Origin of the sequence: Paenibacillus thailandensis (assembly GCF_042685365.1) — a bacterium.
Taxonomy (GTDB): Bacteria; Bacillota; Bacilli; order Paenibacillales; family Paenibacillaceae; genus Paenibacillus_AP; species Paenibacillus_AP thailandensis.
In genome coordinates this window covers 337590-356839 of record NZ_JBHUMY010000043.1, presented here as the reverse complement: position 1 = coordinate 356839, position 19250 = coordinate 337590, and the positions used below count along the sequence as shown (strand labels likewise).

Sequence of the window (19250 nt, the reverse complement as noted above, 5' to 3'; positions counted from 1 at the left end):
GGGAAAAATGGGGATAACAGGTTATGATACAACAATTCATGCCAAATGGCAATCTTACACCTGGGATTCATACTTATACAATACACGAGTTTGAACAGCAATTCATTAATGAATTTACAACTTCCATTAGACGATCACTCATTTACACAAATTTTAAGCATTGGCTTAGTCAATTACTGCAAGTCCTACCTCCACGATATGTTTGGCTGGACGGCAGTTTCCTTACACAGAAAGTTGATCCTAATGATATTGACCTAGTGGTGTTTTATTATCCTGAAGATATCCAGAACCAGAATCAAGCTGCGGAACTTAAAGAATTAATAAATCGGGTTTCTAGAAATTATAATTGCGATGCATACTTTTCTTTATCATTTGAAAATTGGACTCCGCAACAACTGGCTGTTTTTCCTCAACAGAATCATAAGATAATGCAAACCTACTGGATGGGGCAATTTGGGTTTGACAGAGCCAGACAACCTAAGGGTATGGTACAGATAAATCAGCAAGAACTGATATTAAGTGTGACAGGAGGTGTAAAATCATGAACGCCTTCAATGAACTAACAAATCGGATTAAAGAAACAGAAGAGATTATCAATGTATGTAAAGCGAATCACAAAGCAATCGGATTACCTGATTTTATATCAGAATTGGAGATAAGCTCTTTAGAGCAACGATTAATCGATTTGCAACAGCTTCAAATTAATGAGGAGAAACAGTCTGAAGAGCTGGAAGTTAAGGTAAAGACAACAGGTCTTCCTTCTGGTCAAATACCGGTGAGAACACTAACGACTGTCCTTGGAGGATTACAGTCACTAACTGACAGTGTTGCCAATACATTGTTCAATCAACCAAGTAACCGTGGCCCGATTCCTCAAGAGATTATTGAGAGGAACTCATGGATTCTAAAAGCAGTTAAAGCGGGGTCATTTATTGCAGTCATTGACTTGAACCATGAGAGCCAAATGTCAATTGATGAAGCACCTCAACGTCAAATAATCTCAGAGCTTTACAGTTTATTCAATGCTTCTGATGATGAAGAACCTTTATTAGAAGCAATCTCATCATTAGGAACTCGTACCCTCAAATATTATATGGATTGGACTAAGAGCATACGCGATCTAAATGTTCCCGTGGAAATTAACTGGGTCTCTACACAAGCTCAAAATGAGGGGATAAAAGTATCTTTTGATCCAGATAAGGCGGGTAAGATATTTACCATTCTTAATGAACGATTGACTTCTAGGGAGGAAGAGGTTTTCTTACAAGGAAGATTAACCGGGATTAATGTTAGGACAAATTCATTTGAACTTTGCACAGCAGATGGCAACAAAATTGTAGGGAGAATAGTGAAAGACAAGGTTTCGAAGTCTGTAGGGTATGTGGATAAAAGATGTCGTGCCGAGTTAATAAAAGTAATTACTCAAAGTTCTGCTGGTAAAGAAAAAATATCATGGACATTAAATGATGTTCAAGATGCAGAATAACAAAATAATAAAGGATAAGGAGAGGCGGAGTCTTTGCCCCTCCTTTGTTGTTTAGTTTACCCTATCAATAGATACGGTGAGCCGCATCACAAGTGACGGCGAAAAATTTTGAATGTCACAAGTCCTAGGAATTGTCTTTCAGGTCATTGGTACTGTTCGTGCCCTGGAATAACTTGATAAAATCATGATGAGAAGGAGGTTGAGGATGGAATGGAAATCAATTGGCTGGCAGAAGCGGAAAAAAGAAAAGACGATCTTTTAAAGGACTTGGAAGGCTTATTGCGTATTGCGAGCGTTCAGGATTTAACAACGAGTACTCCCGAGTATCCAATGGGGGAAAAGATTGGCGAAGCACTGGATTATGTTTTGGCGTTAGCCCAAAATGAAGGTTTTAAAACGAAAAACTTAGACGGCTTTGCCGGGTTTGCCGAATGGGGAGAGTCTGAAGATTATATTGGGGTACTTGCCCATGTAGACGTGGTTCCAGCTCCCGGAGAATGGACATCACCGCCTTATGAGCCAACTATTCGAGAAGGAAAGCTCTATGCCCGCGGTGCCATTGATGATAAAGGACCGGGAATGGCTGCATTTTATGCGTTGAAGATATTGAAGGACCTTGGCCTTCCTTTAAAAAGGAAGATCCGCTTGATCTATGGCACAGATGAGGAAAGCGGTATGCGCTGTATGAAACATTATCTTGAAGTTGAGCCAGCGCCTACTTACGATTTTTCTCCGGATAATGAATTTCCGATGGTGTACGCCGAGAAAGGGCAAATCAACGTGAAACTGACTTTAAGCGGCAGTGAAGAAGAACAACAGGGAACGATTTTAGTTAACTTTTCTTCGGGTGACAGGGGAAACATGGTGCCTGGACAAGCCACTGCCGAAATTAAAACGAATCAACCTGAGGAACTGATGGATCGTTTTAAAACCTATTGTAAGGAACAGGGGCTGCGTGGCGAGGTCAGCAAGTCCGATGAAACGATTACTTTAACCCTGTACGGTAAAACCGTGCATGGTATGGAACCGCAAAATGGAGTGAATGCCGGACTTGAGTGCCTGCATTTCTTACATACATTAAGCTTTGCGGGTAGTGACCAATCATTCATCGCATTTGCCGAAAACTGCCTATATAGAGATCCTTTTGGAGAAAAGCTTGGAATCCAATACAGGGAGGATGTGCTCGGACCTTTAACGGTTAATGCCGGCATTTTCAATTACAATCATACAGATGGCGGTTCCATTCAGTTGAACATTCGCATCCCATTAAATAATGATTACCAGCATACCATTGATAGGATCACGAAAAAAGCGGAGAGCTGCCATTTCACAATCGCTGATGTATGGCACTTCTCTACACATTATATCCCTGCCGATCATCCCATGATTAAAACACTGCAATCGGCTTATCAATCGATTACAGGGGATGAACCCACGCTTTTAACATCGGGCGGGGCAACGTATGCATCGTTATTAAAAAATGCGGTAGCTTACGGTGCGCTTTTCCCTGGCAAGGTAGATAGCTCTCACCAAATTGATGAATTTATAGAAATCGAAGATTTGATCAAAGCGACAGCCATCTACGCCAAAGCCTTATATGAATTAAGCCACTTATAAAATCAAAAATGCTTCCTTTGGGTGAGGCATTCGTCAAAGGGTTGCCAGAAAGCAAAAATATTCTTAATTGGTTCTACGGCAGGTCTTGAACATAATGATTTTACACAAGTCTCATTTGCAGCTTCAAAGTTCGGTTTGCGTAAATGCGTGATGAATCGATAAAAGCGAGAACCACTCCATAGTCAGGAGTGGTTCTCGTTTTTATAGCGGAGGGTTGAATCACGGGATGCACGGGAGCGAATCCTGTCCCGGCCCGCTATCAACTCACCATAAGTGACGGCTATTTTGGTTTAGCTGCTTAGGGGCCAGGAGACGGTTTTGTTACACGAACAGGCAGGATAGTAAAGCAACGTTTAATTATTCTTTGTCAGTATGATTCGTTACTGTGTAATGTTGTAGAAGTTCTTGGGATAGTCCGATTATACGATTCACGACGATCTCTGGCTCTAGCACTTTAGCTTCAGTACCTAACCGAAAAAAATATTGGGAGACGAATTCGATTTCCTTGTGATCAATGACTGTGTCTATATAACCTGAACTCTCATTTTTCATAACGATATGCGGTTCCAGCCAGGGCTCGCTTCCGCATTGACGAAGTCCTTCTCTGGTTAGTTCAACGAGTAGCCGCACGGGAGCAACCGGTTCAAGCTCGGAATGGCTAAGCAGCCAGTCGTGAAGCGAGATCCCAGGAACATAACTCCGTTCTAACTTGTTGAGTGTTGCAATTCGGTCCGTACGAAATAGTTTCACCTCGTTCGTGTCCATAACGAAGGCAGGCATATACCAATAGCCCTTATAGGCGTAGAGGCCGATTGGAGCAGCTTCCCTCCAAGAAGTACCGTCTTTTGAGATATATTCGATTTGAACGACTTGGCTTTCGATGGCCGCTTCCACGATTTCTTTCAGATATTTGGTCGGGATGCTTCTCTTCTTGTTCCAAAAGGATAAAACCTTGTCAAGACGATCGATCTTCTTCCTCGTATCTATGGGCAAACTTGCATAAAGCTTCTTCGAAACCGAGTTGATGTCAATCTCAAAGGGTAGAGATGGGTAAAATTTCAGTGATTGAAATACGAAGAAGATGGAGAATGCTTCGTTCTCGTTAAAGAGAATAGGGGGTAATATTCGATTGTCCAATGCGCGATACCCGCCGTTGCGACCCGGTTCTGTATAGAGTGGAACGCCCATCTCACTTAATTCAGTCAGATACCGATGAGCCGTCCGTACGGAAACATTGAATTCATGAGCCACATCTTGAGCGGTAAAACGGCGACTGGAATTTACATACATAATAAGGTCGAACAGCAGCTTGGCTTTGGACATCCATGAAGCACTCCTTTCTATCAACCATGACAACTATTGACATGGTATTATGTTATCTTGTTTTACGCAAGGCAAACCTGTTTTGATTGGAGGATAAGGATGAATAAGAGCCCAGATAAAATGAAGGCTGTAGTACTGCAAAGATTCGGCGGTCCGGAAGAATTACGGCTAAAGCAGATCGCTGCGCCTAAAATTGGTCCGGAGGACGTGCTGATTCGATTGGCGTATGCCGGTGTGGGAGAGTGGGACGCATTCGAGCGGCAAGGCGGATATGCGGAGATGCTGGGTTTGAAGCCGAAATTCCCGTACATTCTCGGCTCTGAAGGATCCGGCACGGTTGTTGCACGGGGAGAGAAGGTTTTAAATGTTAACTTGGGGGATCTGGTCTATGCACCAGGGTTTCTGAATCCCAAAGGCGGCTTCTACGCAGAGTACGTGGCCGTTGAATCTCCATATGTGTCCCGAATTCCAGATGGGTTAACCAAGCAGGAAGCAGCGGTCATATCCGGAGCCGGGATTACCGCATTACGCGGGCTGGAAGATGTACTGAAGCTTCAACCATCAGAGTCTGTCATGATTTTTGGCGCAAGCGGAGGTGTAGGACATATGGCGGTCCAGCTCGCGAAAAGCCTCGGAGCCCGTGTATTTGCGATTGCGTCAGGCGAAGACGGTGTTGCTATGGTAAAGAAGCTTGGCTGCGATGCGGTTGTAAATGGTAGAGGGGGGGATATCACTTCGATGGCAATGAAATTTGCCCCAGATGGCTTCGACGCTGGTCTGTTCACCGCAGCAGGAGAGGCCGCGAATCGTGCAATCGGCTGTATTCGGGCAGGTGGACGCGTCGCCTATCCTTATGGGATACGCCCTGAATTACGGATATCCTCAGGAATCAGAGCAGAAGGATATAACGGCGAACCGGATCCTGAAATCATTGGGAGACTTCATCGCTACATCATCCAAGATAAATTATCCGTTCATATCAGCCATACTTTTGATCTGGAGGAGGCCTGTGAAGCTCATGCAGCGCTCAACAGCCATTACCCGGGGAAAATCTGTCTGCAAGTGAATCCCTAATGGAGCGGGACTTCTTCAAGCGCTCCAGGTCACGAATATGATTGATATACCAAAAATTGCTTGAACCGATCTTTAGCTTGCTGAACGGGCAGATTAATTGATAATTCGGTGAAACAGGATTACAGTAAAAATACTACCGAAATGAGAAGGGTGAGGCATAGTGTCTCAGGAAGAAGTGTTAAAAGGCGGAAATGTTAATCACATTATCCGTAAGGAAAATACAGTTCTCCGCCCCACTGGCTATTGGAGCCCGTCTGTTCATGAGCTGCTTAAACATCTAGAGAAGCAAGGCTTCAAGGGAGCACCAAGATTTCTCGGAGTCGACGACTCTGATCGTGAGTTGAGAAAGGGTGCTGCCGAAGGAAATCTTGCCTTTCAAAAAATGGTTGATGAGGGACACCTGGCTCACTATGAGAGCGAGATTCGATTTGTAACGGATCATTTCAATGATTGGGTATAGAATTGAGTATTACGGATTACGATAGTTGCAAGAAAAAAGAAAGGGCCATCCAAAAAGGATTGCCCTAAAACTTGCCGTTACAGAGAGCGCAGGAAACCGTATCCTAAGTAAAGCCTGCAAGCGCGACCCGTAAGCCGCATTGCGAACGAAGTTCAGAAGATAGTCTCCAAGGCAAAGCTCTTCCGGAACTCAGCCATGAAGAACACTCCCGTCAAGAAACTCACGGCTATAGATGTCGGAAACTCTGTCCAGTACAAGCTGCGCATGTTCTGCAAATTTCAAGTCCGCAACCCGGCCTTTCAACAAAAATACGCCCGACTCATCGCGGTGTTTGCCGAGGGCTCCCTCATATAATTGTTCGGCGCCATGGGTAGGCGGAGAGGAAAGAACCTTAAAAAGCAGTTCAAACCATACGGGCATACCCGAATCCTTTCCTTTTTTTAGAGTGTTGTTAAGTCCAGGGTCAACGCTGCGGATCTTGATGCCTTCCTTGGCAAGTTGCGGCGCCACGGCTTGAGTCCACAACGATAGCGCCAACTTTGAGGCCGCATAAGGACCAACCATTTTGCGGAAGGTTTTGGGATGCTCTAGGTTTTCGATTGTAAATTGCTTCGTGAATCTAAGGACCTGTGATGAAGTGTTAATCACCGTTTTGAATCGGCCGTTTTTCAACAGCTCCTTCAATTCCATCAGAATGATATAAGGAACGACCGTCAACAATTCATAATGCTTTTCGCGGCCTTGTTTCGAATAGCTCAGCTCACTTAAGCCACCTCCGGCGTTGTTGAACAAAATATCGATCTGCTGTTCTTTGCTTTTAATTTCTTCCAAAGAGCGTCTCAAGCTGCCATAATCGGCCAGATCCGTCACTTTATAGGCTCGAAGCCATCCGTTCTTGAGGGCATTTTGAATGAGCATATCGTCCGCCGGAAGATCGGAACGGTTCAAAGTAACGACCTGCCAACTCTGCGATAGTAATTTCCGGGCTAATGCCAACCCGATCCCCTGGCTTGCGCCTGTAATCAGTGCGATATGTTCTCGTTGGTTCGTATTCAATGGATGTCCTCCCTCCTATTTCAAAAATACTCTCCTCTTATTTGCGCACATCAGTCGGCGGCGGGCAGGAGAATCAGTTTGCCGTGGGCACGCCCACTCTGACTGATTTCGAGGGCTGTACGCCAGTCGTCGAGTGAGAAAGTCTGGGCGACCGGGATGGTGAACTTGCCGTCTGCGGTGTACTGGGCAAAGTCGCCAACAACGTCATAACGCAGAGAATGTTCTTCTCCGTAGCTGGCGCGAACGCCAAGTTCGGCGGCTGAGGCGAAATCGCTGACGGTTAGGGATTGCCGCCTCCTCCAAACGCAAGACATCGGCCGGTTCGACGTAGTCGCGGAAGTTGAGCGTCCGCATGGTAACAGGGTTAGATGCTTGATTCTTCACATCTTTGTTTGATATATCCAATTGTCCATATCGATGTTCCCTCCATATTGCTCCGATGAATCGTATTCTCCAATGAGTTCAAACGGTCTTCCAAGAAAAAGGGGTTTCAGAGCTGGGAGCCGCCTCCGTCGACAGGGAACTCAGCCCCGGTGGTATAGGTGGCGTCAAATGCTAGGAATGCTGCGACTTTGGCGACCTCGACCGGATCGCCCAAACGCAACATCGGGATCTGCTCTGTCATCTGTGTCTTTGTCTGTTCGGCAGCTTCTTTCGGCATTGACTTCTCTAAGATACCTGTGTCAATGACGCCAGGACTGACTGCGTTGACCCGAATATTTCGAGATAATAACTCGCGTGCCAGACTTCGGGTCATGGAGCGTAGCGCCGCTTTACTGGACGCATACGCACTGAGCATGGGGAGACCCACTACGTTCACGATTGAAGTCGTAAGCACTACCCCGCTTCCTGTACTCAGGAGCGGGGCGAGTTTTTGTACGGTGAAGTACGGCCCTTTGGCGTTGATTGTAAGTATCTCGTCGTACGTTTCTTCGGTCGTTGACTCGAAAGGGACAAAGCCAGTGACACCTGCATTAACGAACAGGGCGTCTATCGTTCCAAATTCAACCTTCACTCGATCGGCCAACGCGGCGATATCCTTCAATGAGGCGGCATCGCTCAAGAACGCGATTGCGTTGTTGCCGAGTTGCTCGCGAGCCGCGTCAAGCGTCGCCTGCGTACGTCCGGTAATCAGAACGTGTGCTCCTTCATCCACGAGCAACTTCGCTGTCGCGAGGCCGATTCCACTGCTGCCTCCCGTGATCACGACGTTCTTGCCGGAGAATTTGCCCTTACTGAATTGTTCCATTTGAATCGTCCTCCCTTTGTATAATCCGCAATCGGATGATTAGGTACAGGACCGATTATATAGCAATAAGTTTTTTAAGTAAACTAATTTAACTAAATTAGTTAAGTCAATTCATTTAATTATCGGTGTAAATAAAAAGGCAGCAAATTTGTTATAATGAGTTTGATAGGCATCAAAGGGAGGCACTTATCCGTGAGAAAACCCGTGAGTATAGAGACATACGTGGAAAAAATAAAACCCATTATAAGAAGAACAAAATTCAGCCAACTGAAAGTCGACGATCTCGCAAAATATATGGATATCAGCAAAGTGACACTCTATAAGCATTTTTCCTCCAAAGACGACATCATCGAACGAGTTGTGGATTATTACATTGATTACTCGAAGAAGGCTGACGCCATGGCCAAAGACGATTCCGTCTCATTTTTGGATCGGTTTCAAATCACATTTTTACAATCCTTGATGTGTGCCATGTATATCTCTGATTTGTTCTTGCAAGATCTGAAGGAATTTTATCCGCATCATTTTGAGAATCTGTCAGTTGCCCTGCAAAATCGGAATAAAAGCTTACAAACTTTTTTTGAATCCGGAATGGAGCAACAAATTTTCAACAGATTGAATGCCGTGTTGTTTATGGTTCAAGATGACGCTGTGCTGCGGCGCTTGATCGAGCCATCATTTTCGATTCAGTATGATATCACCTTGAAACAAGCAATTATGGATTTCTACCACATGAAGAAGTATCAATTGCTAAAACCTGAATTCCTGAAGATGATAGACGACTCCAATATGGAGGGGAAAATCGTTCATATTTTGCAAACCATCTCATAAGCGAGCCGCCTGCGCATGTCACGACGAAGTCGACCTAAACGTAGAACATGCTAGAACTATTATTGTTGAAAAACAAAAAGCCCCTACAGCGGTTTAACCGCGAAAGGGGCTGATGATTCTGTTTTACAGGGGAACATTAAGCAAACGGGTAATCCATAACGACGATTCCTTCGACAAATGGGCCAATGGATTGCAATAAACTTTGATGCAGGGGATGCTGAATATAATCCCGGCAAGCCTGTTGATCCTCAAAAGTGACACGGATCCCCAGCGTAACACCATATCTATTTCCTCCGTAACGTTAATCCCGGCGCTAAGATCCGCGATGCCCGGAATTTTGCCTTTAAAGTCATGCGCGCGCTTTACCGCACTTTCTTTTACTTCAATAGAAACATCGGGCTTGAATTTCAATAGCACGATATGCTCAAACATCTTACTCCCTCCAAAGTTCCTGATCAGATTTGACTTTATCCATTCTTGCTATTCCTCCTAAGGAGGACATAAACTAGTCTAAATGGACCCGAAGAGGCTAGGGAGAGATCTAGTTATCGTAGGCTTGGGAATCCTACGTTCGTGAATGGGCAGGAGGCATGGAGATCATGGCAAACAGATTGGACCGTTATGAGGAATTGTCCCGTTTTTTGCGTTCACGCCGTGAGCGAATGACCCCAGAGCAAGCAGGGTTGCCGGATTCCGGACGCAGACGTACGCCCGGACTTCGCCGCAGCGAGGTCGCTCTGCTGGCAAATGTGGGATTGGATTGGTACACTTACTTGGAACAAGGGCGTCATATCAACGTATCCACGAAGCATCCCTCTAAGGTAATGGCGGAGCTTCAACGTTTTTTGGATAGCCAGAACCTTTCCCCTACGAATGTCATGGATGCGCGCATGATAGAGTATAGGATGGAGGCTTGAACAGCGCGATGATTTGATCCAGGAGATGGCATCGGCAATCGCACTACATTTCGATTCGGACCCAATTGAACTTCACTGACAGTAACTGTCATTGAAGTTGTTTATTATTAGGATATAGAACACAAATCAAATCAGGAATGGGGAAGCCAAACAATGTCTACTTTTACAATGGAGCATATAAACCCGGAAGGTTTATTTCGATCAGAAGCATTTAGTCAAGCGATTGCCGTAACAGGAAGGGCAAAAACAATTTACATTGGCGGGCAAAATGCTATTAATTCAAAAGGTGAGCCATTGGTCACCGTGTTATTCGTTTCGGAATTTGCATCTCGTCCATCTTGCCTTTCAGAAATAGACGGAATTGCACTCATTGAAGATAAGGAGTAAGTTTGTATGGTCTATACGGCTCTGCTTCGCGGGATTAATGTCGGCGGAAACAACAAAGTAGATATGAAGACGCTTAAAAAATCATTCGAGCAGGCGGGTATGAAAAACGTCGTTACCTATATCAATTCGGGCAATATCGTTTTTTCAACCACCGGCCGCTCCAAAAACGATATAGCGCAAATTCTCGAAAAAGCGATTATGGACACCTTCGGTTTGCAAATCAAGGTGCTCGTACTTCATTTAGAAGACATGAAAAAAGTGATATCCGTGCTCCCCGAATCATGGATAAGCAATGATCAATTGAGATGCGAAATCCTTTTTTTATGGGAAGCGATCGATGACGAATCCATTCTCGATAAGCTGGTCTTCAAACCGGAGATCGAAACGGTGAAATACGCTCCGGGTGCGATTGTATGGGCGATTGATAAAAAAACGTGACCAAGGGCAGCATGACAAAGCTGATCGGCACGGAGTTGTATCGACAGATGACGATCAGGAATTTAAATACGACACGAAAAATATATCAGCTCATGCTTGCGGCAGACGAAGACGAAAAATGATTTCTCCTGAACTTCGCTGACAACGGTTGTCAGCGAACCTGGTATACGATCGAGGAAAGGCTGCCGCAGCGGCAGCCAAACGATGACAAATAAAGGAATAGGTGATTCATCCATGCTTCAACAGCAGCATGAGCTGTACGAATATCATGTTTGGGCGAATGACCAATTGTTCGCCCATCTGAAGCAGCTTCCGAAGGAGGCGTTTCATGCGGAAGTGACGAGCGTGTTCCCGTCCGTGTCGCAAACGCTTGGGCATATGTACGTATCCGAAAGGCTCTATATGTCCGTGCTCGCCGAGGTTTCTAACGAGGACGTTTTTCCGAAGATCCCGGGCTGGAGGGAGGAGGCGCAAGACCTAACGGTTGATCAAATGCGAGGGCTGTTCGCCGGCGTTGCCGAACAGTTTCGCGATATGCTGAGGCGGACACCTGACATGGGCAAGGCGATGACAATCGAGCATCCGAGTTTCGGCCGTTTCGATACGTCCTTCGCCGACATCCTGCGTCATGTGGTCAATCACGGGACGTATCACAGAGGCAATGTGACCGCGATGCTGAGGCAGCAGGGCTATGGTGGGGTCCCTACGGATTATATGTTTTATTTGATGGGACGACGGAAAGTTCACCTAACTTCATAGTCAAGTGCTTTGGATCAAGTACTGAAGCTCAGTAAGGCAGGTTCCAAATGGGTGAGTTATACGTGGAATCTTTAAACCGTTATAGTGGAGAAGAACGTTTGGTTTGGGGCACCTGTTTAGGTGCCCTCATTTGCATGACCACTAAGCAATGTCTCCAATATCGGTCCACGCGGACTAACGATTGACCCAAGCTGCATGATAACCGTGTTGGATAAGCTAAAATATCTATGCTAATCTGATCTAAGTACTTACAGCAGAATAGGAGAGAAGACTCTTTAATGTTTACAGGAAAAGGTCGAACATTTACCATTACCGTTCTGGCAGCATATACGGTTCTCCTGCTTTACTACTTCTATTTCGGCTTTAACAGAATAAGTCATGCTAATAACCAAGAGTTAAGGTTAGATCTCATACCCGATGGAATTCCTCTATATCTGCCAATGGGTAGAGATTTGGATAATTGGTTTTTTAACTTTGCCAACTTCGCCGCTTTTCTGCCTTATGGGATTCTCATCCCTCTGCTGTTTCCATGCCGTTTTTTACGATTTATTGGTTTATTTTTAGTTTCTATTGTGCTGATTGAAACCGTTCAAATGCTCACGCGTTTAGGGAGCTTTGATATAGACGACGTTCTCATGAATACATTAGGCGCCGCGGTTGGGTTTCTGGCTCAAAAATTAGTGTCTCGTTCTAAAGATACGATAAAGGGCATGAGTAAAGTCATCTTCATAGCGGTCCTGCTTTCATTTGGGACAACCGTTGTTGTTCAAGAAATGAATCATTTTTTTGCCAAAGCATCAAAAATAGAAGAAGGCAGACAGATCGGGTTAAACGAACTAACAATAAACGCCGGCTCTGTATCGTGGGATACAAGTCTTGCCGGCTTTGAAGCTGGTAGCGACAAGGTGAAGCCTAAAATCAATTTGTATAGTAGAGATAACCCCGGAACCAATACGTTTACTTATCGATTGGACGGGAAATATTTAAAAATTTCCGGTTATGCCGCCATTCCGGACGATATAAGCCGTGGTGCGGGCACCATCATATTTGCCATAGACGGGGAGGATATGGATACAACCTCCTATATGGCCGATGGCGCGGAAAGAGGCGGGCCTCAATATTTTGAAACTGACATCCAAGGGGCAAAAGAGCTTACAGTGAAGATTATGAATGAGGACCAAAATCCGAATACAAATGTCTTATTGTGGGATGTAACACTTACGGAAATAAAGGATTAATCGACCGGAGCAAATCCACCGATGAATTTCGAAGTCGGGTGACGTCTATATCATTGAGAAACAAAAAACGATGATATTAGCGAGGTGTCTTTCAAAATGGAAACAAGCAACTCGACGAAAGTAACGGTTCAGGCTGTTATTCAAGCGCCTATTGAAAAGGTATGGAGCTATTGGACGGAGCCGGAGCACATTACGAAGTGGAATCAAGCTTCCGAGGATTGGCATGCGCCGAAGGCCGAGAATGATTTGCGGCCCGGGGGCAAGTTTCTGACCCGAATGGAAGCGAAGGATGGCAGCATGGGGTTTGATTTTGCCGGGGTATATGACGAAGTGAAAACGCATGAGTTGATTTCATACACCTTGGGAGACGGGAGAAAAGTCGAGGTTGTCTTTATGGACCTAGGCAACGAGACGAAGGTCGTTGAAACGTTCGGCGCTGAAAGCACGCATCCGGTTGAGGCTCAGCAAGCGGGCTGGCAAGCGATTATGGACAATTTCAAAACGTACGCGGAGCAGTCCTAGGAATTTCGACTAACCCAACCCAAGGAGGCGCAAGTTATGACCGTAAAACTAACTCCGTATATTACTTTGGAGGGAAACGCAAGGGAAGCTATTTCGTTTTATGAACAGGCAATCGGCGCAAAAGTTCTCTCGCTCGTTACTTACGGAGAAATGCCGGATATGCCGAATACTTTTCATGACGATTTAAAGAGCCTTGTGGCACACGCAAAGCTGCAAGTGGGCGAAACGGAACTCATGTTTTCCGATACTCCAGCAGGTTTACCTATTGTAGACGGAAAACGGGTAACCATCTGCATTACAACGAACGACGTGGAAAAATCAAAACGAATCTATGAAGCGCTGCGGCAAGACGGTCGAGTCAATTTGCCGTTTAAAGAAGAACCTTTTAGCCCTGGATTTGGCGATGTAACGGACAAATTCGGCGTAACCTTTCAAATTTATACGGAAATTCAAAACTAAATGACGGATAAAGAGTCGCCCCAAATGATGGTGCGGCTCTTTTTTTTGCACCGTTTAGGTCTAATCGTCGGAGCCAACCGTACCATAAAGGACCGCGAAAAAATCGAGCTGCCGGTAAGGGGACAATTCGGAGGGCCATATCATAAAAAAAATAAATAAAAATGAACCCTTTTTGACCACTTTATACGTATAACTAATCCAGGAAAGAAAAGATTATCTACATAAGCTGTAAGTTACTTATCGCACAATGAATGAGGGGAGAATTCAAGTTGGAGTCATTATGGTTGGAGTATGCATGGGCATTACTGATTCTTATCGGATTGGAAGGCTTGCTGTCTGCGGATAATGCGCTGGTATTGGCCGTCATCGCGAAGCACTTACCGGAGGATCAGAAGAAGAAAGCGATCAACTACGGGATCATTATGGCTTTTGTTTTCCGCTTTGCCGCGCTGTTCGCGATATCGTTCATTGCGAATGTCTGGCAAATCCAGGCGATTGGAGCCGCGTACTTACTTTATCTCGGGTTAAAGCATATCATTAAAGCCCGTTTCGGCAAGGAAAACGACAACAATCGAGAGGAAACCAAAAAGGAGTCTGCAGGGAAGGGGTTCTGGCCAACTGTGGGAAAAATCGCGCTTGCGGATCTCGCCTTTGCGATTGATTCCATTCTTGCGGCAGTAGCTCTGGCGCTTGGCCTCCCGGATTCGCCGCTTGGCAACTTCGGAGGGATGGACGGAGGTAAATTCCTCGTTGTCCTGCTTGGAGGTATCGCCGGGCTTGTGCTAATCAAATTCGCGGCATCATGGTTCGTAAAGCTGTTGGCTCAACGCCCGGCACTGGAGACGACCGCTTATGCGATCGTGGCATGGGTCGGCGTAAAGCTCGCCGTCATTACCCTGGCTCACGAAGACATCGGCGTGTTGGATCATCATTTCCCGCATAGTACAGCCTGGACCTTAATCTTCTATGGCGTGTTGGTGGCGATCGCTCTTCTCGGCTGGTTCGCGCCAGCGAATAAAAAACAGACGGAACAGGTCTAGATTGCATCATTCGGCTTAACAAACAGCCCTTGCCGGGAGACGGCAAGGGCTGTTTAGTCGTTAACGGGCAAATCCGGGCCGAACTCATGCTGATGCCGGGTCCTGCCACACATTAAATTTGTTTCCGTCGGGGTCCTTGAATTTAAACTGCAAGCCACAGCTGTCATGGTCAACTAGCGGTTCGACGTCGACTCCATTTTCCCGAAGCCTCTTATGAAGCTCCACAATGTTCTCGACTTCAAATGTCAATGAGAACATTTCATACTCTTCTCCATCCCATTGACTGGTGATAAAGTTTGCCGTTCTTTTTTCGAGGGATTCAAGCAAGAACAACCATTGTCCGTCCCCCAAGATGAGTATGGCTCCATCAGGCTCGCGTTTCCTTACGGACAAACCAAATGTCTCCTCATACCATTTTGCGGCAAGCTCCAGGTTCGAAACAGGCAAGTAGTTGCAGAGAACCCTCTTTAACATAGGCTTTTGCGTGACTTGCTGTTTCTGTGATGCGGTCAATTTTTTTTCTTCCATCGTTCGTTCCACCTCTCCCATTAAAGTAGATTCGATATATAGACGATTCCGTTTCATCAAACCCGTCGTCAGCCGCAACATTTTTTTATTGATTTTCTACGGCATAATATTTGTTGTCGTCAGGGTCATAGAACGCAAAACGTTTACCGAATAATTCGTTAGTCTCAATGGGTTCGGTTTTAACGCCGCCGCTTTTTAATTGCGACCATAAATCATCGACACTAGAAACCGAAAAAGTTAACATAGGCATAGTTTGGGGAGAGTGCAAGCGGCATTCAAGCAAATACAATTCATGACCGGATTCCAATAGCAGATTGCCATGGCTGTTCATTTTCAAGTGAAAATGGCCGATAAACCAATCTGTAGCTTGTTTTTTATTTGTAACCGGGATATAGAAATGTCCCATTCTTCTCAATACTTGTTCGCAGACCATTTGCTCAAAATCACGACCCAACCGATAGGAGCGGAAAAAAGGCTCGAAATCGTCGGCAAGGCACCGTTTCAGTGTTTCCTTGGCACGACGAATGCGGCTCTCCACGGCGGATACGGACAAATGGAGAAATTGGCCGATTTCTTTCATCGACCAATCGCTTAGATAGTGAAGGACAACGGCGGTTTTACTTTTCTCCTCCAACGATTGCAAAGCCTTATTAATCGATTCTTGAAGCATATAATGATCAAGCCATGAACGGACATCGTCCGCGGGTTTCGCCATGATTTCGCTATAAGGGAGAGATCGTTTGTTCTTTTTTGCAAAGTCCAGACTTGTTCGGTATGCAATGGAGTAAAGCCAACTGCCAAGCCGAGCCGGGTCCTTCAATGTATGAAGATTATTGTAACACTTTACAAAAGCTTCTTGCGTAACATCCTGGGCTTCATGAAAGTCCCCCAGAATGCTGTATGCAACCGAAAGCAGGGCGTTTGGCAGACCGTCGCGATTGAAGGCATTCCGAGCGGTGAAAGCTATATCGTCACCCAGACCGATTATTCGGGCGAGGATTACTCCAGCGACCCGGCGAATCGGACGTATAGCGGCACGATCATAGAGAATCAGATTTCCGAAGCCCGATTCGTCAATGCGAGGTATCTGCCTGGCAATCTGACGCTGACGGCGGATCCCGAGGTCGTTCCCGGCAACGGTACGACGCCTTCGCAGCTCACGGCAACGCTGATCGATTACGAAGGCAAGCCGGTTGCGAACCAGGATGTCGTCTTCATTCTGCCGGATCAATCGGAAGTAACGGCCAAGACCGATGAGCAAGGCAAAGCGGTTATCTCTTATACGCCGCCGAAGCTGGAGACAACAACGCCTGAGGACCACGTCATCACGGCCAAGGTGGACAGTGCGACCCAAGGGAAATTGACGGACACCGCGACGGTAACCACCGTGCCGGCGGCCATCACCGGGGTGCTGCGCGACAACACAACGGGCGAAGTGATTCCGAATGCGACGATTATCGTCACCAACGAGACGAGCGGCGAGAAGCATACGATCACGACCGATGCCGAGGGCGCGTACTTCCTCCCTGTGCCGTATGGCGGCGACTATACGATCAGCTTCACGCAAACGATCAGAATCAATGGCGTCGACGAGTCGATCACGTTCACGCAAAAAGCGGAAGTCGACAACAATGTGAAGGGCGGCGAGCTGGTTCCGGCGGAAATTACGGCTGTAGGCGTCGTGCTCCTGAAGCAGCCCGAAGGGCAAGCTTCGCTGTTTAACAGCGAGCTGACCGGCAAGATGCGCATTTACTTGCGTGATGCGAGCGGCCAATATGTTAAGGATCAGAACGGCGATCCGAAAGCATTCAGCCTTCAGTCGAAAGGCGCATTCTCTCTGGACGGTTTATCCGCGGAGAGCTACAAGATGGAAGTGCGTTACGAAGTTGCGCCGGGTCAAGAACTGACGCTCATTCGGAATGCGGAGCTGGACGTGAAGGCGACCGGGGAATTGAATATTTCCCAGGAGCTCGTTGACCCGTATGGTATCGTTACGGACGAAACGACCGGCGAAATCATCGAAGGCGCGGAAGTGACGCTGTACTATGCCAATACGCCGAGGAACGTGGCGAAAGGCATCGTGCCGGGCACGAAAGTGACGCTGCCTGAGATTCCGGGCTTTGAGCCGAACGACAACGCCAGCCCAACGCAGTACAGCGACGCAAACGGCGCTTATGCGTACATGGTGTTCCCGAACACGGATTACTATCTGGTTGTAACGAAAGCCGGATATGAGACGCATACGAGCCCAACGATCACGGTCGATACCGATATCGTACGCTACGATGTAGAGTTGAAGCCGGTAAGCTCCGGCGGCAATGGCGGCGGGTCCGGATCCGACGACGACGAAGACGACAACGAAGATAACGGATCCGACAACGGCGACAACGGAACCGACGACGGCAACAATGGAGACGGCAGCGTCGACAACGGAACCGACGACGGCAACGACGGAGACGGCAGCGTCGACAATGGAACCGGCGACGGCAACGACGGAGTCGGGGATGTCGACAACGGAACCGGCAACGACAACAACGAAGTCGGCAATGTCGACAACGAGCTGGACGACGCTCCGAAGACCGGGGATAGCAGCGCATCGCCAATCTTCTATATGGCTTTGGCGCTGATGTCCTTGACGACAATCGCGTTCTGTCTGCTAAGCGGCAGGAAGAAAAAGCAAATCCAGTAACCGGAAAGGCGGTAAGAAGATGAGTAAAACCAAAAAAATTCTTATCGCCGTTTCCTTCCTTGTGCTGGTATTTTCTCTCGTCAATGTTGCGAGAATTTTCCTGAGCGGTTATGTAGAACAGCGGAAAATCGAAGAGCTGACTAAAGTGTGGAAGACAGAGTCGGATCAAGGGGGAGGGGATACACTCCCCTCTTCTTTAATTACGAAGGCGAATGAGCCGGTCATGCTTCCCGAATTTCGAGCGCTTTACGAGAGAAACCCGGACATCGTCGGCTGGCTGGAGATTGACGGCACCCGCATCGAGTATCCGGTTATGCAGAATCCGCAGGATGCGGAGTACTATCTCAATCATGACTTCGATAAAAAGGAAAGCAAAGGCGGCCACCCTTTTTTGGACGAGCACAGCCGGATCGACGGTTCGGACATTTTGCTGATTCACGGGCATCACATGAAAAACGGCTTCATGTTTAAAGATTTGATGAAGTACAAGAAAGAAAGCTTTTATAAAGAGCATGCTACATTCCGGTTCAGTACGCTGTACGAAAAGGAAGAGTACGAGATTGTGGCCGTGATTCTGTCGAAGGTTTATCGCAAATCGGACGACGTTTTTAAATACTACCAGATTGATAAGGTAAGAACGCCCGCCGAGTTCGATTCGTACGTTCAGAACATTAAGAAGCTCGCGCTTTACGACACGGGCGTTACAGCCCGGTATGGCGACAAGCTCATTGTACTGTCTACATGCGAGTACTCAACCGAAAACGGCCGGTTAGCGGTGGTCGCCCGAAAGATTAATTGACGATGTTGAAACACGGAGTCAAGCTGCTTTATATCGCGTTCTCCTTTGGAGGACGCGATTTTTTTGATTGGGTTTAGCTAGATATTGAAGTGGGAACAGATTGGGGCTCGGAGCGAACCCATGCGCGATTAATTGTAGTCGCGGTGGCACTCCTTCTTTTAGTCGGAGTCGAGCTGTAGCACCAGTAGCGACTGCTGGAGCTTCGCGTGTTTCGTTCTTCAAGATTTCACACGTAGCAGTATCAATAACGTGGATTGCACAAATCGCGTTATTCGGATAGATCCTGATGATTCAGCTGTATTTGCAAAATATTAGTTGCATAACTCGCTGGAAAGCGACCTAATGACGCTGCTTGCTTCCTAGGCAAATTCAGATGCT

22 protein-coding genes and 2 pseudogenes are annotated in these 19250 nt (G+C 46.6%); 17 read left to right on the top strand and 7 right to left on the bottom strand.

Annotated elements, in window-relative coordinates:
• Positions 1–23 precede the first annotated feature (23 nt).
• The 4 genes and pseudogenes from ACFSW5_RS25895 to ACFSW5_RS25880 all read left to right on the top strand — a co-directional run.
• On the top strand, positions 24–545 hold the full coding sequence (locus tag ACFSW5_RS25895; RefSeq protein ID WP_379280180.1) for a DUF6932 family protein: 522 nt from the start codon (positions 24–26) through the stop codon (positions 543–545).
• Entirely contained in the window at positions 542–1486 is a 945-nt protein-coding gene (locus ACFSW5_RS25890; protein ID WP_379280177.1) for a hypothetical protein, read from the top strand. Before ACFSW5_RS25895 ends, ACFSW5_RS25890 begins: the two co-directional genes overlap by 4 nt.
• A 210-nt stretch (positions 1487–1696) precedes the next feature.
• The gene (pepV, locus tag ACFSW5_RS25885; protein WP_379280174.1) at positions 1697–3103 is read left to right on the top strand and encodes a dipeptidase PepV; all 1407 of its coding nucleotides are present in this window, start codon (positions 1697–1699) and stop codon (positions 3101–3103) included.
• Positions 3104–3148: 45 nt separating this feature from the next.
• A pseudogene (locus tag ACFSW5_RS25880) lies at positions 3149–3244 on the top strand (short-chain dehydrogenase); the annotation flags it as partial.
• A 216-nt stretch (positions 3245–3460) separates the two neighbouring features.
• Here the strand turns inward: ACFSW5_RS25880 and ACFSW5_RS25875 are convergent.
• The gene (locus ACFSW5_RS25875) at positions 3461–4426 is read right to left on the bottom strand and encodes a helix-turn-helix transcriptional regulator (RefSeq protein ID WP_379280171.1); all 966 of its coding nucleotides are present in this window, start codon (positions 4424–4426) and stop codon (positions 3461–3463) included.
• A gap of 99 nt (positions 4427–4525) precedes the next feature.
• Here ACFSW5_RS25875 and ACFSW5_RS25870 point away from each other — a divergent pair, with 99 nt between their 5' ends.
• Complete coding sequence (locus ACFSW5_RS25870) at positions 4526–5500, top strand: quinone oxidoreductase family protein (protein ID WP_379280168.1); 975 nt, start codon at positions 4526–4528, stop codon at positions 5498–5500.
• A gap of 160 nt (positions 5501–5660) precedes the next feature.
• Positions 5661–5960 carry a hypothetical protein gene (locus ACFSW5_RS25865; RefSeq protein ID WP_379280165.1) on the top strand — a complete coding sequence of 100 codons (300 nt, stop codon included), beginning with the start codon at positions 5661–5663 and terminating at the stop codon, positions 5958–5960.
• A gap of 189 nt (positions 5961–6149) precedes the next feature.
• Here ACFSW5_RS25865 and ACFSW5_RS25860 read toward each other — a convergent pair whose 3' ends face one another.
• From ACFSW5_RS25860 to ACFSW5_RS25850, 3 genes are all read right to left on the bottom strand, one after another.
• On the bottom strand, positions 6150–7016 hold the full coding sequence (locus tag ACFSW5_RS25860) for an SDR family NAD(P)-dependent oxidoreductase (RefSeq protein WP_379280162.1): 867 nt from the start codon (positions 7014–7016) through the stop codon (positions 6150–6152).
• Positions 7017–7066: 50 nt separating this feature from the next.
• Positions 7067–7330: a zinc-binding dehydrogenase gene (locus ACFSW5_RS25855; protein ID WP_379280159.1), complete on the bottom strand. Its 264-nt coding sequence runs from the start codon at positions 7328–7330 to the stop codon at positions 7067–7069.
• Positions 7331–7506: 176 nt separating this feature from the next.
• Positions 7507–8265 (bottom strand): SDR family oxidoreductase, encoded by a 759-nt coding sequence (locus ACFSW5_RS25850; protein WP_379280156.1) that lies wholly within the window; start codon positions 8263–8265, stop codon positions 7507–7509.
• Positions 8266–8457: 192 nt separating this feature from the next.
• On the opposite strand from ACFSW5_RS25850, the gene ACFSW5_RS25845 reads away from it, so the two are divergent.
• Positions 8458–9096: a TetR/AcrR family transcriptional regulator gene (locus ACFSW5_RS25845; protein WP_379280153.1), complete on the top strand. Its 639-nt coding sequence runs from the start codon at positions 8458–8460 to the stop codon at positions 9094–9096.
• Positions 9097–9219: 123 nt separating this feature from the next.
• On the opposite strand, the gene ACFSW5_RS26155 is transcribed toward ACFSW5_RS25845, so the two are convergent.
• Positions 9220–9528 (bottom strand): Dabb family protein, encoded by a 309-nt coding sequence (locus tag ACFSW5_RS26155; protein ID WP_449290236.1) that lies wholly within the window; start codon positions 9526–9528, stop codon positions 9220–9222.
• Positions 9529–9695: 167 nt separating this feature from the next.
• Here ACFSW5_RS26155 and ACFSW5_RS25830 point away from each other — a divergent pair.
• The 8 genes and pseudogenes from ACFSW5_RS25830 to ACFSW5_RS25795 all read left to right on the top strand — a co-directional run.
• Positions 9696–9899, top strand: a pseudogene (locus ACFSW5_RS25830) (helix-turn-helix transcriptional regulator); the annotation flags it as partial.
• Positions 9900–10166: 267 nt separating this feature from the next.
• Complete coding sequence (locus ACFSW5_RS25825; protein ID WP_379280149.1) at positions 10167–10400, top strand: hypothetical protein; 234 nt, start codon at positions 10167–10169, stop codon at positions 10398–10400.
• 6 nt (positions 10401–10406) lie between these two features.
• Positions 10407–10838: a DUF1697 domain-containing protein gene (locus ACFSW5_RS25820; RefSeq protein ID WP_379280147.1), complete on the top strand. Its 432-nt coding sequence runs from the start codon at positions 10407–10409 to the stop codon at positions 10836–10838.
• 234 nt (positions 10839–11072) lie between these two features.
• A complete protein-coding gene (locus ACFSW5_RS25815) occupies positions 11073–11597 on the top strand; it encodes a DinB family protein (RefSeq protein ID WP_379280143.1) in 525 nt (174 codons plus the stop codon).
• A gap of 278 nt (positions 11598–11875) precedes the next feature.
• Positions 11876–12835 carry a VanZ family protein gene (locus tag ACFSW5_RS25810; RefSeq protein ID WP_379280138.1) on the top strand — a complete coding sequence of 320 codons (960 nt, stop codon included), beginning with the start codon at positions 11876–11878 and terminating at the stop codon, positions 12833–12835.
• A gap of 96 nt (positions 12836–12931) precedes the next feature.
• The gene (locus ACFSW5_RS25805) at positions 12932–13357 is read left to right on the top strand and encodes an SRPBCC family protein (RefSeq protein ID WP_379280136.1); all 426 of its coding nucleotides are present in this window, start codon (positions 12932–12934) and stop codon (positions 13355–13357) included.
• A gap of 36 nt (positions 13358–13393) precedes the next feature.
• Positions 13394–13816 (top strand): VOC family protein, encoded by a 423-nt coding sequence (locus ACFSW5_RS25800; protein WP_379280134.1) that lies wholly within the window; start codon positions 13394–13396, stop codon positions 13814–13816.
• A gap of 269 nt (positions 13817–14085) precedes the next feature.
• Positions 14086–14856 carry a TerC family protein gene (locus tag ACFSW5_RS25795; protein ID WP_379280130.1) on the top strand — a complete coding sequence of 257 codons (771 nt, stop codon included), beginning with the start codon at positions 14086–14088 and terminating at the stop codon, positions 14854–14856.
• An 84-nt stretch (positions 14857–14940) separates the two neighbouring features.
• Here the strand turns inward: ACFSW5_RS25795 and ACFSW5_RS25790 are convergent, their stop codons facing one another.
• Positions 14941–15384: a VOC family protein gene (locus ACFSW5_RS25790; RefSeq protein ID WP_379280126.1), complete on the bottom strand. Its 444-nt coding sequence runs from the start codon at positions 15382–15384 to the stop codon at positions 14941–14943.
• Between the two features lie 85 nt (positions 15385–15469).
• On the bottom strand, positions 15470–16276 hold the full coding sequence (locus tag ACFSW5_RS25785) for a sigma-70 family RNA polymerase sigma factor (RefSeq protein WP_379280263.1): 807 nt from the start codon (positions 16274–16276) through the stop codon (positions 15470–15472).
• Here ACFSW5_RS25785 and ACFSW5_RS25780 point away from each other — a divergent pair.
• Both ACFSW5_RS25780 and srtB read left to right on the top strand, forming a co-directional pair.
• Entirely contained in the window at positions 16208–18073 is a 1866-nt protein-coding gene (locus tag ACFSW5_RS25780) for a carboxypeptidase regulatory-like domain-containing protein (RefSeq protein WP_379280124.1), read from the top strand. The genes ACFSW5_RS25785 and ACFSW5_RS25780 overlap by 69 nt on opposite strands.
• Positions 18074–18092: 19 nt before the next feature.
• The gene (srtB, locus tag ACFSW5_RS25775) at positions 18093–18872 is read left to right on the top strand and encodes a class B sortase (protein WP_379280122.1); all 780 of its coding nucleotides are present in this window, start codon (positions 18093–18095) and stop codon (positions 18870–18872) included.
• Positions 18873–19250: the final 378 nt, after the last annotated feature.